The organism is Methylobacter sp. (assembly GCF_030680395.1).
Taxonomy (GTDB): Bacteria; Pseudomonadota; Gammaproteobacteria; order Methylococcales; family Methylomonadaceae; genus Methylobacter_A.
Genome location: NZ_JAUXVR010000046.1, coordinates 21,286 through 36,382 on the forward strand (window position 1 = coordinate 21,286; position 15,097 = coordinate 36,382).

At 51.0% G+C, this 15,097-nt stretch carries 14 protein-coding genes; all 14 read left to right on the forward strand.

What is annotated here, in order from left to right:
* The first annotated feature begins 46 nt into the window (after positions 1–46).
* Positions 47–2,419, forward strand: coding sequence for a polysaccharide biosynthesis tyrosine autokinase (locus tag Q8L79_RS19515; protein ID WP_305274368.1), 2,373 nt, complete (start codon positions 47–49; stop codon positions 2,417–2,419).
* A 1-nt stretch (position 2,420) separates the two neighbouring features.
* Positions 2,421–3,671, forward strand: coding sequence for an O-antigen ligase (locus Q8L79_RS19520; protein WP_305274369.1), 1,251 nt, complete (start codon positions 2,421–2,423; stop codon positions 3,669–3,671).
* Between the two features lie 135 nt (positions 3,672–3,806).
* Positions 3,807–5,126: a lipopolysaccharide biosynthesis protein gene (locus Q8L79_RS19525; RefSeq protein WP_305274370.1), complete on the forward strand. Its 1,320-nt coding sequence runs from the start codon at positions 3,807–3,809 to the stop codon at positions 5,124–5,126.
* A 102-nt stretch (positions 5,127–5,228) separates the two neighbouring features.
* Complete coding sequence (locus Q8L79_RS19530) at positions 5,229–6,173, forward strand: class I SAM-dependent methyltransferase (RefSeq protein WP_305274371.1); 945 nt, start codon at positions 5,229–5,231, stop codon at positions 6,171–6,173.
* A 160-nt stretch (positions 6,174–6,333) separates the two neighbouring features.
* Complete coding sequence (locus Q8L79_RS19535) at positions 6,334–7,116, forward strand: glycosyltransferase family 2 protein (protein ID WP_305274372.1); 783 nt, start codon at positions 6,334–6,336, stop codon at positions 7,114–7,116.
* A 5-nt stretch (positions 7,117–7,121) separates the two neighbouring features.
* Positions 7,122–7,976, forward strand: a complete 855-nt coding sequence (locus Q8L79_RS19540; protein WP_305274373.1) for a glycosyltransferase — start codon at positions 7,122–7,124, stop codon at positions 7,974–7,976.
* A 190-nt stretch (positions 7,977–8,166) separates the two neighbouring features.
* Complete coding sequence (locus tag Q8L79_RS19545; protein ID WP_305274374.1) at positions 8,167–9,366, forward strand: glycosyltransferase family 4 protein; 1,200 nt, start codon at positions 8,167–8,169, stop codon at positions 9,364–9,366.
* The gene (locus Q8L79_RS19550) at positions 9,363–10,289 is read left to right on the forward strand and encodes a glycosyltransferase family 2 protein (RefSeq protein WP_305274375.1); all 927 of its coding nucleotides are present in this window, start codon (positions 9,363–9,365) and stop codon (positions 10,287–10,289) included. The genes Q8L79_RS19545 and Q8L79_RS19550 overlap by 4 nt, the downstream gene beginning before the upstream one ends.
* A gap of 90 nt (positions 10,290–10,379) precedes the next feature.
* Complete coding sequence (galE, locus tag Q8L79_RS19555; RefSeq protein WP_305274376.1) at positions 10,380–11,387, forward strand: UDP-glucose 4-epimerase GalE; 1,008 nt, start codon at positions 10,380–10,382, stop codon at positions 11,385–11,387.
* 252 nt (positions 11,388–11,639) lie between these two features.
* Positions 11,640–12,257, forward strand: a complete 618-nt coding sequence (locus Q8L79_RS19560; protein ID WP_305274377.1) for a type I restriction-modification system subunit M N-terminal domain-containing protein — start codon at positions 11,640–11,642, stop codon at positions 12,255–12,257.
* An 88-nt stretch (positions 12,258–12,345) separates the two neighbouring features.
* On the forward strand, positions 12,346–12,879 hold the full coding sequence (locus Q8L79_RS19565; protein WP_305274378.1) for a transposase: 534 nt from the start codon (positions 12,346–12,348) through the stop codon (positions 12,877–12,879).
* 50 nt (positions 12,880–12,929) lie between these two features.
* Positions 12,930–13,376, forward strand: coding sequence for a restriction endonuclease subunit S (locus Q8L79_RS19570; RefSeq protein WP_305274379.1), 447 nt, complete (start codon positions 12,930–12,932; stop codon positions 13,374–13,376).
* A gap of 154 nt (positions 13,377–13,530) precedes the next feature.
* Positions 13,531–14,418, forward strand: coding sequence for a Fic family protein (locus tag Q8L79_RS19575; protein ID WP_305274380.1), 888 nt, complete (start codon positions 13,531–13,533; stop codon positions 14,416–14,418).
* 34 nt (positions 14,419–14,452) lie between these two features.
* Positions 14,453–14,767 carry a nucleotidyltransferase family protein gene (locus Q8L79_RS19580; RefSeq protein ID WP_305274381.1) on the forward strand — a complete coding sequence of 105 codons (315 nt, stop codon included), beginning with the start codon at positions 14,453–14,455 and terminating at the stop codon, positions 14,765–14,767.
* Positions 14,768–15,097 lie beyond the last annotated feature (330 nt).

The following is a 15,097-nucleotide window of genomic DNA, read 5'->3' on the forward strand; positions in this document are numbered from 1 at the left end:
TTCGCCTCAACCACTTTTCTTTTCACACGATTGGGATATGAAAACTATGTACTCACAAAATGAAGCTACTATACAGCTCCCGCCGATGAATCCATCCCGGATCGAGGAGCACGGCGTCAGTATCCGCGATACTATCGATCTGCTGATCGAAGGCAGAAAGATCATTCTGATGGCGCTATCGACTGTCCTGCTGATCACGTCGGCCTACTTGATACTTGCGCCGCGCACTTACAAGGCCGATGCGTTGTTGCGGATCGACAAGAACAAGGCGCTGCTCGCCGCTCCGCTACGGAGCGAGGCCAACGGCGCTTCGACTGAAGCCGATAATCCCCGGGCGCAGCGTGAGGTAGAAATCCTCCGCTCGCGTTCGGTGCTCGGCAAGGTGGTGGATGACCTGAACCTGATGGTCGAGTATTCACCCAATTATTTCCCCATTATCGGAGAAACGCTGGCTCGAAGGCATGACGCCCATGACGGGATTGCAAGTTCATGGTGGGGCTTCGGCCGCTGGGCCTGGGGCGGCGAAAAGCTGAAGATCGCCGCCTTCACTGTGCCGGATCGTTATCTGGGCAAAGCGTTTACGCTGATCGCTCTGGAAGCAGGCCGCTTTCGTTTGCTCGGGCCCAAGGATGAAACTCTGATCGAAGGGCAGACAGGCGACACTCTGACAGCCGACATGGGCGAAACTGAGCCTGCCGTTATTAAGGTCGCGGAACTTGAGGCATATCCCGGTACTCATTTTGAGTTGACCCGGAAAACCTCGCTGGCAGCCATCGAAATCCTGCAAAAAGCCTTTTCGGTCAAGGAAGTTTCCAAGGACACGGATATTCTCAGCGTCGAACTAAAGGGGCGTAATCCGGAACAACTGGCTAAATCAGTTAATGACATCGCCACCATTTATGTCAACGCGACCGTCAATTGGGAGTCTGCGGAAGCCTCGCAAAAGCTGGGTTTTCTGGAAAACCAGCTGCCTGTTGTCAAGGAACGGCTGGAAAAGGCGGAGCAGGGCCTGAGCGCCTACAGGCAACAGCATGGCGCGGTCGACATATCCGCCGAGGCTGAAATACTGCTCAAGCAGGCTGCCGAAATGGAGACACTGGGCATTCAGCTCAAACAAAAGTACGAAGAGCAGAATCAACACCTGGAGGGCGCTCATCCGGACATGATCGCCACCAAGGGTCAAATCAGACGCATCGACCAAAAGCTGGCGGGGTTAGAGAAACGGATTAAAGATTTGCCGCGCACTCAGCAGAATATGGTGAGCCTGGCGCGGGATGTGCAGGTCAATACCGAGCTTTATACTTCGCTGCTGAACAGCGCCCAGGAACAGCGCATTGCTGCGGCCGGTTCGCTGGGTAACTCCCGTATTGTCGATTTTGCGGTGACCCCGGAAAAACCGTATTGGCCGAAACCCGGCCTGCTGTTAGCCATCGCCACCTTGTTGGGCTTGAGTGCGGGCTCTGCGATAGTGTTTCTTAGACACTCCTTGCAACGTCACGACAACTATCCGGCCTTGCTGGAATATCAGGTGGGCTTGCCGCTATTTGCCGCCATCCCGCATAGCAAAAAACAGCGTCGGTTGGCGCGTCTGATCGATCAGGGCAGGGATCGCGAACCCGGCATTCTGGTCAGTCAGGACCCGCTCGATATTTCGGTGGAGTCTTTGCGCGGCCTGCGCACAACCCTGGAAGCGACTTTTGCCAGCGACGCGAGCAAAGTCATCATGGTCAGCAGTCCTGCGCCGGGCATGGGTAAGTCTTTTGTCAGCACCAACCTTTCCGCATTGTTGGCGAGTATCAAAAAACGCGTACTGATCATCGATGCCGACATGCGCAACGGCCGACTGCACGAAACGTTTTCAGTCGACAAGGGACCGGGGCTTTCCGACCTGTTAGCCGGCAGGGCCACGCTGGGCGAGGTTATCGTCAGCCTGCCCGATGTCGGCGTGGATTTGATACCGCGGGGAAATATGGTGCTGAACCCTGCGGAATTGCTGGTTCTGGGGCATCTGGAGGAGACACTTGAGCAGTTGAAAAGTTTTTATAACCATATCGTGATCGATTCGCCGCCGATTTTGGGCGCCACCGACGCGGCCATTATAGGCAAGTACGCCGACGCTACGTTTCTGGTGGTCAAGGAAGGCCGCTACACGGCGCAGGAATTGGAAGTCAGCTTCAGGCGGTTCCAACAGGTCGGCGTGAAACCGAACGGCTTCATTATCAACGATATGAAAGAAGGGTCATCGTATTACCCCTATTACGGCTATGCCTACAAGCGGACCGATATGGAGCCCAAGAGTCAGTCGGTATTCTCGGCCGGATATCAGGCAGTGGGCGATTGGTTAGGGAAACGCCAGGACCATGATTATCTGCTGGGCGGAGAATCTGCGGAAGACACAGACGACAAGGTACAAGTGTAAGATGACATTCCGCTTCGAAAAAGACTTGCCGGTGCTGTTGTTCGCGCTGGTCAGCGCGTCGACGCTGGCTTCTTTACCGCAGGTCGAGTCGGCCTGGACAGGAGTGAAGGAGGTCTACGGCGAGCAGGATTTCGGTTTGCGTATTCTTCGCGAGATCATGCTGTTGGTGCTGGTGGTTTACGCGTTTTTCGAACCGCGTTTGCGGAACGGGGCATTGTCCAGCACGGTGTTGGCTTTTTTGGGCGTAGTTGCTACCTATGTGTTGTTTGAGATTGGCTATGCGTTGTATCTGGACTTGCCGTTGGTGGTGCCGATGGCGGGGCTGCGCGTTTTTGAATACCTGCCGCTGGCCTTGATCGGATTCGTGACCGGTCGCTTGGGCGCGGGGGACTATGTTATCAACCGGTTTGCGCATTATCTTCGTTATTACATTGCGCTCCAGGCCGTGTTGGCGATAGCCCAGGCGTTGTGGGCGCCGCCTTTGTTCGGGGTGTCATTCTTTGGCGGCGGCCGGCCGTTCGGCACTTTTGTCAGTCCCAACCTGTTTGGCGCCACGATGGCGACTTGCGCGCTGCTGTTCTCGTTGGTTCCGGGCATGAGAAAGTGGGTGGCCGTCAGCGTGTTTTTGGCTTTGCTGAGCGGTTCGCGGACGGCGTTCATCAGTTCGTTGCTGGTGCTTTATTTTCAGGTTTATGCGGCGCTCCGCCCCCGCGATCGCTGGGCTTTGGTCATGCCTGCGCCGATACTTGCAGTGGGTGCGCTGGTGCTGGCGTCCAGCCCTTTGCTCAGCGGACGCGATGACGCCGATCCGACTCATGACGGTCGCATAGACTTGTGGCAGCGGGTGTTTTCAGAGCAAATTCACGGGCCTGCGGATTTGCTGTTCGGCTGGGGTCTGGGGCTGAGTTCCAATACCATCAATATTCTCTATGGCGCGGAACATTTTAAGGGCCAATTCGATTCCGACAGTCTTTATTTATACCTGTTGAACGGTTATGGACTGGTCGGACTGCTGGCGTATTTATTCTTTTTATGGACTACGACAAGGATGTCTGTCCACCCTAATAAAGGGTTGGTGGTGATGTTCATCTTCGTTGCCGGACTGACCTTCAACATGTGGGAGTATTTTCCGCAAAACGCGATGCTGATGTTTCTCTGGGGAACGGTACTAGGCACCGGAGGCCAGGCGAGTTCATCCCCAATTCAGGCCAGCCCGATAACATCGGGTTCGTATTACCAGCGCCCGTCCTGACTTTAAAGGAAAAGAACATGATCTTAACTTTTATTATTCACCACGAAGACACGAAGAGCACGAAGTTTTGACTATTATTTTTCTTCGTGTCCTTCGTGTCTTCGTGGTGAAAATTTTTAATATTGTTGATTGCCTATGTTCGGACTATTGAAAGAAAGACGATTATTCGGTGACGCGTTTTGGGCGCTGTTTGGACAAGTGCTGTCCGCCTGCGCGTTGTTGGCGGGTACTCGAGTCCTCACCGAACTGGTAACGCCGGATATATACGGACAAGTCGCTTTGTTGAACGGTTTTGTGGCGTTGGGCGTTACCCTGTTTTCCTATCCTTTTATTTGCGCCGGTATGAGGATATTGCCGGAGTGCCTGAATAAAGGCGAGCGTGCAGCTTTATACGGCGTTGTGGCAAGACTGACGGCTCGATCAACGGCGCTGGCGATAAGCCTGCTGGTGCTGGGCGGCGTTACCTACAGCTATATTTCGCACAGCGAAGTTTGGCTGTTTATGCTGGCAGGCATTCTTTTGATAGTGACAGTCCGGCGCGAACTGGGCATTCAGTTACTGATCGGCGAACGTAAACAACGCGGCGCAAGCCTGTGGCAGACTTGCGACAGCATCCTGCGGCCATTGTTGGCGGTCTCGCTGGTATTGTGGGGTGGCCAAAAGGCTGAGTGGGTGTTGCTGGGTTACATCGCGGCAAGCCTGATCTCGAATACGATTTGGTCATTAGTGCTGGGCGCTAAGCCTGACAAAAACAAGGGCTCCATCATCACCCGTAATTTCAGAGCGGATGTATGGGCCTATGCCTTGCCGCTAATTCCGGTGGAATTGATATTTTGGATTAATGGTCTGGGTGATCGATACATCATCGGTTACTTGATGACGGCTGCGGAGGTGGGTTTATATGCGGCTACCTATATGATAATCAACGAGGCCTTTAACCGCAGCGCAATGGTTTTGTTACGTACTTTTCAGCCGGTTTATTTTCAGTCTTATTCCGAAAACAGGAGCAAGGAAGGATTCAGGATCTTGTGGATATGGATAGGCTGTGTTGTTGCTTTGGGGATTGTCGGTGTGTCGCTGTTGCTTGTTACCAAGGACTGGGTGGCATCGATGGTGCTCGCAAAATCGTATCATTCGGCGGTTGAGCTGATGCCTGCCATAGCGGTCGGCTGTGCGCTGCATGCCTTGGGAACCGTGGTGGCCCAACCGCTGCTGGCAAATAAACGGACACGGTTGTTATTGCTGGGGCGCGTATGCGGAGCGGTGACGGCGGCCATCAGCATTCCGTTGATGGTCAAAGATTACGGCTTACTCGGCGCTGCCATGGCCAACCCCATCTATTTCGGCGTCGAGGCGCTGGTTTTGGCAATGCTGGCCAAGCCCTGGCGGAATATCGGCTTTGAGGATAAGGCTGATGTAGATCAGGCCGATGAGGAAGCATCGGCTACGGCCTGAAAGCTTCTCGTGGCACTGCATTCCCACGTGGAATTAAGTATTAATAGTTAAAATAAAATTCTTAGTCAACAGCTTATCAAACAAAAATAGGAGAGGAATATTATGACGCAGGCATCAGCGGCTTCGGGAATCTATGGCGATATTTTACGCGAATGCGTGGCCTGTAGGGACGAGAAAATAAGATATTGGCGCCAGAAACACTTCCATTATACGGAAAGCGCCAACCGCAAGGAGTTCCATATCTACCGTTGCGAAAGCTGTGGAACCGGGTTCTTGAATCGGCCGCCGCATGTGCAATGGTTGCAATCCATTTATCAATACTCAGGCCAGGCGCTGACCCAGGCAATCACACTGGAGGACGTGCTGGCCAGAGAGGACGCGTTTCCCAATTGCAAGCTAGACGCCGAGCGCATGAGTCATGAAGCCAATTTGTTCAACAGCTCGGGTAATGATCAGGCTCTTGATATTGGCTCGGGCTTTGGTTTTTACACGCAGGCGCTCAGAAAAGCGGGCTACCGGACGGTCAGTATCAATCCCGGACAATACGAAAACGAAGTGTTCAGAAATCTGAATGGCGATGAGCCGTTGGCCGTGATGTTTGAGGATTATCAAGCGGCCGGTTCGTTTGGGGTGGTGATGATGTCTCAGGTCTTGGAACATCTTCTTGAGCCGGATCGCGCGATAAGCAATGTGTCCGGTCTGTTGGCGTCGGGCGGCGTTTTGGCTTGCGCCGTACCTAATTACGAGTCATTTTTAGTCAAGCTGCTGGGCACCAGGGACAACGCTTGTTTATGGGTGCCGGAGCATGTCAATTACTTTACCGAGAATGGCTTAAGAACCTTGATGGAACGCAATGGCTTTCGTGTCGTTAAGGTAGAGCAAATAACCCGGATCCCGTTTAATGCGTTATCCAAACGGCTACGACTGAAAGGAAGACCGGCTGCCTTTGTTGACGGTTGGATAAAGTTTTTACAGGCCCCGTTTGCCGGATTGATGCACACCTTCGGATGGGGCATTTATATCAATTTATATGCGGTCAAGCAGTAAAAATGCGTTTTTTCACCACGAAGGCACGAAGAGCACGAAGTTTGTGTTTTTTCTTCGTGCTCTCGGCAACTGCTCCATGCGTTGCTCTACCTCCTGCATCCATGCAGTCGTTCGTGCCTTCGTGGTGAATTAGTTACCCATAAACTTTAAACAAGTCATTATGTTAACCATTGTTATTTTGACCAAAAATGAGCAAGCGAACCTGCCGGGTTGTCTGGCTGCTATCCCTGAACGCTATCCGATTGTGATTGTGGACTCGGGAAGCGCAGATGATACGGTTGCCATCGCCAATAGCCGGGGTTGCAGGGTTTATACGAATCCATGGCCCGGCTTTGCGGAGCAACGCAACTTTGCGATCAGGCAATGCGATATAAGCACGCCCTGGATCTTGTTCGTCGATGCTGACGAAATCTATCCGCAGGCGTTTTACGACTGGTTTGAATCCGGTACGACAGATATCGATTCAATTGATGTGCTGATGGTGCCGTCGATACTTTATCTGCGCGGCAAGCGCCTGAACCATGCGCCCGGCTATCCCATTTATCACCCGAGACTGGTACGCAGGGAAACGGCAAGTTTTGTCCGCAACCACACCGGGCATGGCGAAGCGGTCATTAATACCTGCCGGATCGGCTATTCCGCCATTCCGTATGAACACTATTTTTATCATGGCGAGATTATCGAATGGATGCATAAACATGTCGATAAGGCCGCGCAAGAGGTACAGCTTCAGCCTACAACGGGTGCCGTGATGACCACGCGCGGGCGGTTGAGTGTTTTATTGGGGCGATGCTGGTTCAGAATTATCGCCCGTTTTTTATACCACTTCGTATTTCGAGGAGGTTTTTTGGACGGCGTTGCAGGGTTAGAGTTTGCGTTGATGTTTACCTGGTACGAGGCAACGATCTATTTACAAGCAAAAGCCGTTATTCAGGCAAGGTGATTAATATGAGAGTTTCGTTAGTATTAGCAACGCTGGGAAGAGATTGGGAATTGACTGATTTTTTAAAGTCCCTGATGAACCAAACCTATAAAGACTTCGATTTGATCATCATTGATCAAAACACGGACGGTAAAATCGACGCCATCGTCGAGCCGTTCAAGAGCTATCTTAATGTAAATCATGTGAAAGTGGATTTTACCGGTAACGCCAGGGCCAGAGACTACGGCATAAGCTTGGCGCTAGGCAGAGTCGTCGCGTTTCCCGATGACGATTGCGTCTATGACAAGGATGTCCTGAAAAAAGTGGTCGCCGAGTTTAACAGACGGCCAAATATTTCCATCCTGGTAGCCGGTTCGTATGATTTTTCATCCAGCCGATTCAGTATCGGCGTTAACAGTCACAGTGCGCAGTATTTTTCACGCTTCAAGATGATGGGGGTGGAGTTCACGCAGTTTTTCGACCGGAAAAAAATTGATGGCGAGCAGTTCCACCTGGATCACGACTTCGGGCTCGGTTCCAAGTATTCCGGAGGCGAGGGTTTTGAACTTTTGTATCGTTTGCTTAGGGCCGGCTGCACTGCATTTTACACTCCGGAAATAAAGATTTATCACCCGGATAAGGATCACTACAAGCTGGGAACCGGAAGAATGCTGATGTACTCCACGGGGATTGGCGCTTATATCAGGAAATTCGCCAACCAGCAGGACGCGTTCATGCTGTATTACATCGTTCGCAAGATGTTTGTCGCGCCGATCCTGAAAATGCTGCTGGCCGTGGTTTTATTGAACCCGAGAAAACTGGCTTATTCTTTTTATAATCTTGTTGGGATATGGCGCGGGTTTCTGGCGTATGGTCGATAAGTAAGGCGAAAGGCGAAAGGCTGGGTACACATCGGTTACCTCTCGTTCCCACGCGCTGCGTGGGAACGAGAGCGGTTTTTTAGGATTAAGGTGCAAAACAAAACGGCAGACGGTCTTTTTTGCCCTTAGCCCTTTGCCTTTCGCCTTTTCTTACCAATTTATTCACAGAATGTATTTCAGGAGAAATGATATGAATGTAGGTATCGTTACCACCCATATCCCCCCAGCTAAAGGCTACGGCGGGGTGTCCGTGACTGCCGGTGTTTTAACCAAGGCCTGGGCGGAGCGGGGACACAAAATGGTGTTGATCGCATCCGACGAGTCGATTGCAGGCCGACTGCGACCCGAGCATGTGCGTCTTGGCGAACAGGTGGATGTCAGGCTGTACCGTTGCTATGGATTCAGGCGCTGGGGCTTTGGACTGGGCGCCATTCCCGAACTGTTTAAATTATGCCTGCAAGCACCGGTGGTCTATATCCACGGCATTGCAACCTGGCCGTCTACGCTGGCGGCTGTTTTTTGCACCCTGTTGCGCCGCCCGTTTATGGTCGCCGTGCATGGCGGATTGATGCCTGAGCATGTCGATCTGATACGGCGGCAGAAACCTCACAAATGGCTGTACTATAAATGGCTGACTTTTCCGACTTTGCGCCGGGCTATCGCTGTGCATTGCACCAGCGAAACTGAGGCCGAGGGCGTACGCAATGTGCTCGGCGAAGACGCTCGCATACTGCTGGTTCCGAACGGCATCGACAGTCGCGATCTTAACGTGGCCGAATATCCTGCCGGAGAAGGCCTGAAGCTTTGCTTTTTGGGACATATTCAGCAGGAAAAAGGCATCAATGCCTTTATCAGAGCCTGGTTGAAAGTTCGGAATCCTGAGGATAGGCTGGTGATTGCCGGTAGAAGCGTGGACGGCGCTTATTTTGAAGAGTTTCAGGCGCTGGTCGAACAGGCTCAAGGCGCAATCAGTTACAGCGGTTATCTGGAACGCGGCGAAGTCATGGACTTGTTGGCGTCCAGCCATTTTCTGGTGTTGCCTTCGGGCTTGGAAGCGGCAGGCGGCATGCGCGAGAATTTTGGCAATGTGGTGGCCGAAGCCATGGCCTCGGGACGCCCGGTATTGGTCGCCAAAGGCTTGGCATGGGATCATCTCGAAGCGTTTGAGGCCGGTTTTGTTTTCGATAGAACCGAGGCTTCGGTGTGCGAGGTGCTGCGCAAAGCGCAAACGCTGAATAGCGTGGAGTGGGAACGGATGTCGCGGAATGGCCGACAGTATGTCGAACAACAGCTCGATCCCGTCAAATTGGGAGAACAGGTCTGGCAGGTGCTGAAAAAACCTGATCAAGCCAAGCTGCCGCAACCGCTGGCCGAGAGGTCTTCGCTATGAGCAAAGTCGGCCTTATCGTACCCACACTAAACGCCGGTAGCCTGTGGAAGTCATGGCTCACAGCCTTTGAACAACAGACCCGGAAACCGGATTATCTGTTGGTGATTGACTCTTCGTCCAGCGACGACACCGTGGCCTTGGCGCGCGCGTGCGGCTTTGAGGTGCAAGTGATTGCCAAGTCGGAGTTTAATCACGGCGGCACTCGCCAGTTCGGCGTCAACAGGCTGGCTGAGGCGGATATTATCGTGTTCCTGACTCAGGATGCTTTATTGGCCAAAGCCGATGCCATCGAACGGCTGTTGGCGGCGTTTGCCGATCAGCAAGTCGGTGCGGCCTACGGACGCCAGTTACCGCACCGGAATGCCGGGCCGATTGCCGCCCACGCCCGTCTTTTCAATTATCCGCCGGCCGAAAGCCAGCTGCGCGGTATGGAAGATCGAACGCGCTTCGGCATCAAAACGGTATTCATATCCAATTCTTTTGCCGCCTATCGGCGTAGCGCGCTGATGCAGGTCAGCGGCTTTCCGGTCGACACCATCATGAACGAAGACACCTATGTGGCCGGAAAGATGCTGGTATCCGGCTGGAAAATCGCTTATTGTGCAGATGCCCAAGTGTTCCACTCTCATGACTATGGTTTTTTGGACGAATTTAAGCGTTACTTCGATATCGGCGTTTTCCATACGCATACTGCGTGGCTGCAACAGACATTTGGCGGTGCATCCGGCGAGGGCTTGCGTTTTGTCATCTCGGAAATGCGTTATCTGATGAAACACGCCCCCTGGCTGATTCCCTCCGCAGGGCTGCGGACAGGGTTGAAATGGCTCGGATTCAAGCTGGGCGCATTACATCGGGGATTGCCGCAAGCTATGCTTAAATGTTTTAGCCTGCATAAAACGTACTGGCTTCGCGCTTTGCCGTAAAGTAAACCTCTCCGAGGGGTCGAATTTTGCAGGATTGAGGTGTTACAATCCGTGAAGTTTAAATTTAATATGCATAAGGAGTTAATTCGTATGACGACACCTGTTAAAACTGTTCTCGTGGTCGGCGGCGCCGGCTATATCGGCTCCCATATGGTCTGGCTACTCGGTCAGAAAGGCGTCGATGTGGTTACGCTGGACAATCTTTCCAGCGGACACCGCGACGCGGTGCTGCATGGTCAATTTGTTCATGGCGACATTGCCGATCGGCTGATACTCGACAAAGTGTTTCGCGAGCATAAGTTCGATGCCGTCATGCACTTTGCGTCGTTCATCCAGGTGGGCGAATCGATGCAAGATCCCGCCAAGTATTACCAGAACAACGTCGTTAACACCCTAAACCTGCTCAACGCGATGCGCACTTATGGCGTCGATAAATTCATCTTTTCATCGACCGCCGCCATCTTCGGCGAGCCGGAATACAGCCCTATCGATGAAGCGCATCCCAAGCGGCCCATTAATCCCTACGGCTGGAGCAAGCTGATGGTTGAGCAAGCCTTAGCCGATTACGACCGCGCTTACGGCCTCAAATCGGTTTGCCTGCGTTACTTCAATGCCGCCGGGGCGCATCCTGACGGCTTGCTGGGCGAACGGCACGATCCCGAAACCCACCTGATCCCGCTGGTGCTGCAAGCCGCCTCCGCGCGTCGTCCGCACATTACCGTTTTCGGGCGCGATTACGATACCCCGGACGGCACCTGCATCCGCGATTATATTCATATCCTCGATTTGGCCGAAGCGCACTGGCTGGCCCTGCAATATTTGCAATCAGCCGGAGAAACCACCGCATTCAACCTGGGCAACGGCAACGGCTATTCGGTCGAGAGCGTCATTCAGGCGGCCAAGCGAGTCACCGGCAAGACCATCACTGTACAGGAAGGCCAACGCCGCGAAGGCGACCCGGCCCGGCTGGTGGCCAATGCAAGCAAGATAAAACAGCAATTGGGCTGGCAGCCTGCCTATGCGGATTTGGATGTCATCGTGGAGCACGCCTGGCAGTGGGAACACAACCACGCATCCGGATGCACCGGGACGAAATAAGGGTTCTATCGCTTAACTGTTTGACGCGGCAGAACCCCAAATCCCTAAGGGAGTTTATACGCAGTTCCGTGCGTCGCCGCGCAATACCGCCAACACGGGTAAATTTCAGGCTGTTCGACATTACCAAGCTGGGATGCCTGATTCCTTGGCAAAACCTCAAGCCATGCCGGATAATGAAAGCTATAAAACCATAGCAGCATTGAACGCAACACAAGTTCGGCGACTGGAAATGTCGGGATCAGTGAGCAATTAATGACTTTGTTATGGAAAACAGCCATTAATCAGCCCTATTCAAAAATGACCCAAACAACCAACAATCTGGCCGCCTACATCTGGTCTCTGGCCGACTTGCTGCGCGGCGACTTCAAGCAAAGCCAATACGGCCGCGTGATTCTGCCGTTTACCCTGTTACGCCGTCTTGAAGGTGTGCTGGAAGAAAGCAAAGAAGCCGTGCTGGCGGAATATGAAAAAGTTCAGAAAATGAACCTGCCGGAAGCTGCACAAGAAAAGTTCCTGCTCCGTGCGACCAACGGCCTGTCGTTTTATAACATCTCCAGAATGGATCTCTCCAAGCTGGGTGAGGCGGGCATCAAGGACAATCTGGAATCCTATATTCAGGGCTTTTCCAAAGATGCCCGCGAGATTTTCGAGCACTTCAAGTTTGCCGAATTTATCGGCCAGCTGAACGACGCCAACCTGCTCTACAAAATAGTGCAGCAGGTCAGGAAAACCGATTTGAGCCCCAAGGCCATTTCCAACCATGACATGGGCAAAGTCTTTGAAGAGTTGATTCGTCGCTTCGCTGAAAGTTCCAATGAAACCGCCGGCGAACATTTCACCCTCAAGGCCTGCCGTGCCCATCTTTTCTAGAGCCTGGCGGGTTCTTATTTAAAAACAGCGAATACAAAAGCAGGCTTCACTTGTCCATCCCTTTGCAATTGATGATAGCGGGATAACCATGCAATATCGGCGATTTTATCAACCCGGTGCGCGTTATTTTTTTACCGTAGTTACCGAAAATCGAGAGCCTCTATTAATTGAAAACATTGATCGATTGCGTGCTGCTTTTCGTTTGTGTTTATCACGTTACCCTTTTGAGATTGAGGCGATGGTAGTGCTTCCTGATCACTTACATACGATATGGCGATTACCGGAAAATGATGCCGATTTTTCTAAACGCTGGATGGTGATTAAACGTAAATTTTCAGCGGGATTGCCAAGCCGCGTGGTCAGTGATTCCAAGACCAAAAAGCGTGAAAAAGGCATTTGGCAACGACGTTTTTGGGAGCATTGCATTCGGGATGAGAATGACTGGCGGCGGCATGTGGATTATATTCACTTTAATCCGGTTAAACATGGATACGTTTCCAAACCGCAAGATTGGCAGTACAGTTCATTTAACCAAGCCATCCGTAAAGGGTGGTATGAGCCAGGCGTTTTGTTGGATGATAATTTTAACGAGTTGAATAATGAGAACATGGGCAATGAGTAGGACGGGCAATGAGTAGGATGGGCAAAGCGTAGCGTGCCCATCAATTAAGCGTGTTGGCATTGATGGACAGGTCATTGATGGGCACGTCGTACCTCCTTTGCCCATCCTACGGTGCTGCCTATGTTGTATGTCAGCCGAAAACATCCCTCAATTCATATTACTTCGAATTATCCCTTCGAACACCAAATGCTGTAACGGAGCTTAAAAGATATTCCAGAGGAATAACAGATTTTAGACTTCGTTTATATTGGGATGAGTTTAAAAATATTTGTGTCCTAGTTCCGTCAGTTGATGAAATAAATGCAATTTTAAATTCAATTTCTGCAGTAAATCATACGTATGATAATTTGATTACCGTTGCAGAGCGTCAAATTTTACTACTCAAAGAACGCCGCACAGCCCTAATCTCCGCTGCCGTTACCGGAAAAAATCGACGTAAGAAACTGGCAAGTCCCACAATAAAATCAAAACAACAAGGAAGACGCTGCATGATTTAATTCTGAGAAGTGGAGGCTGCGCGCAAGTCTGAGTCGCGTGCCTCTGGTTAGAGATGTCTGAGAATTCGATGTGAGAAACATATTAATTTAAATTGAATGTGTTTCTCGCTTTTGTTACCCTAGCTAAAAACAATGGGCAACAAGAAAAATTATTATGAAATACAATAATATCAATTATATAGATAAACTTGATCAGCTTCAGACGGCGTTTGTTTATTCAACAAAGCTTGCGGAAGCAATTGGTGTTTCAAGGAGAACGCTTCTCAACTGGCGGCAGAAGCCTGAGTCGATCTCTGCCGAGTATCGTCTGGATATTGATGTTTTGTATTGCCGGCACTTTTTGATTCCTGAGTGGGATGACCCCAAACAAAGCTTTGAAGCTGTTTTGTTACCGGATGACATGCCTCACAACAAGGCGCTGTTTCTGCCATTTCTACGCCGTTTGAGTTACGGCACGATTGAAATTGAAACCGATATGGCGAAAGCGGATTTCGATAATATTATTGATGGGAAGAACATGCCTAAGAATATGGACAGGCAAACTTTTCTTGAAGGCTTTAATGCTTTTATTACGCATAAGCAACTTTGGCAGAAAATTGTGGAGCATGGCGAGCCGATGCCGATCACTGTGGATAGCATCAAGACCTTGCATGCCGATTTTATGCGGGGTATTCATGATAATGCCGGTTTTTTTTCCACCAAGATTCGTGTGATGGGCCGGTTGGAAGGCGTGCAAACAACTGAACCGGAAGATATTGAAGAAGAAATGATCCGATGGGTTTATAAAGAGGCTAAGGCCGTTACGCTGGATGCTATTGCCAAAGCACATGCTTATTTTATTCTGATCCATCCGTTTGGTGATGGTAATGGACGTGTGGGACGCGCTTTGGTTATGGCGCAGTGTTTGAATGCCCGGTTAATGCCGCCTGTATTTGATGGTAAGAATAGGGCGATGTATTACGCCGCGATGCAACATGCAATGAAGCATGGCCGCTATGCGCCATTGGTTCGTCTTTTTTATGAGGCAGCCAAACTGGATTAATGGGTTGTATTGCTCACGATACGATATTACATTTATGAAAAAAACCAAGAGTCTAATGATGAATCGTCAACAAGCATTAACCGTATTAACTAGAGTAAAGCCTGAATTGGTCAAACGCTTTGGCGTAACGCGACTGGCATTATTTGGCTCTACTGTGCGCAATGAAGCAAAGCCCGGAAGCGATATTGATATTGTTGTTTCTTTTGATGGTGTTGCAACTTCCGAAAAATATTTTGGCGTGCAGTTTTATTTAGAAGATGAACTGGATGCACCGATTGATTTAGTCACTGAAAAAGCGATACGACCTGAGCTACGCCCTTTTATAGAGCGGGAGGCTGTCAATGTCTGAGCGGGAATGGCGGTTTTATCTGGATGATATGCCGGGATTTGCTGAAAATGTCTTGGCTTATACGGATGGTTTCGATCAAGACACATTTGCAGCTACGTAGGCCGGAATAAGCCGGTTCAAGCGATAGCGAGAACTGGTGTTTCCGGCACTCCGATTGTGCCGGAAACACCCACGCTGGCTGACGCCGGGCAGGCTTATTCCGGCCTTGTATATTAAATACATCTCTAAAACACAGGATTATGTGACACAAAAAAGTTTATAGTGATAAGTGATTTTCTGGGGAAGCCGATCCGGCCTTAAGCTCTGAGCTTGTTCGTAGATAGGCTCCCC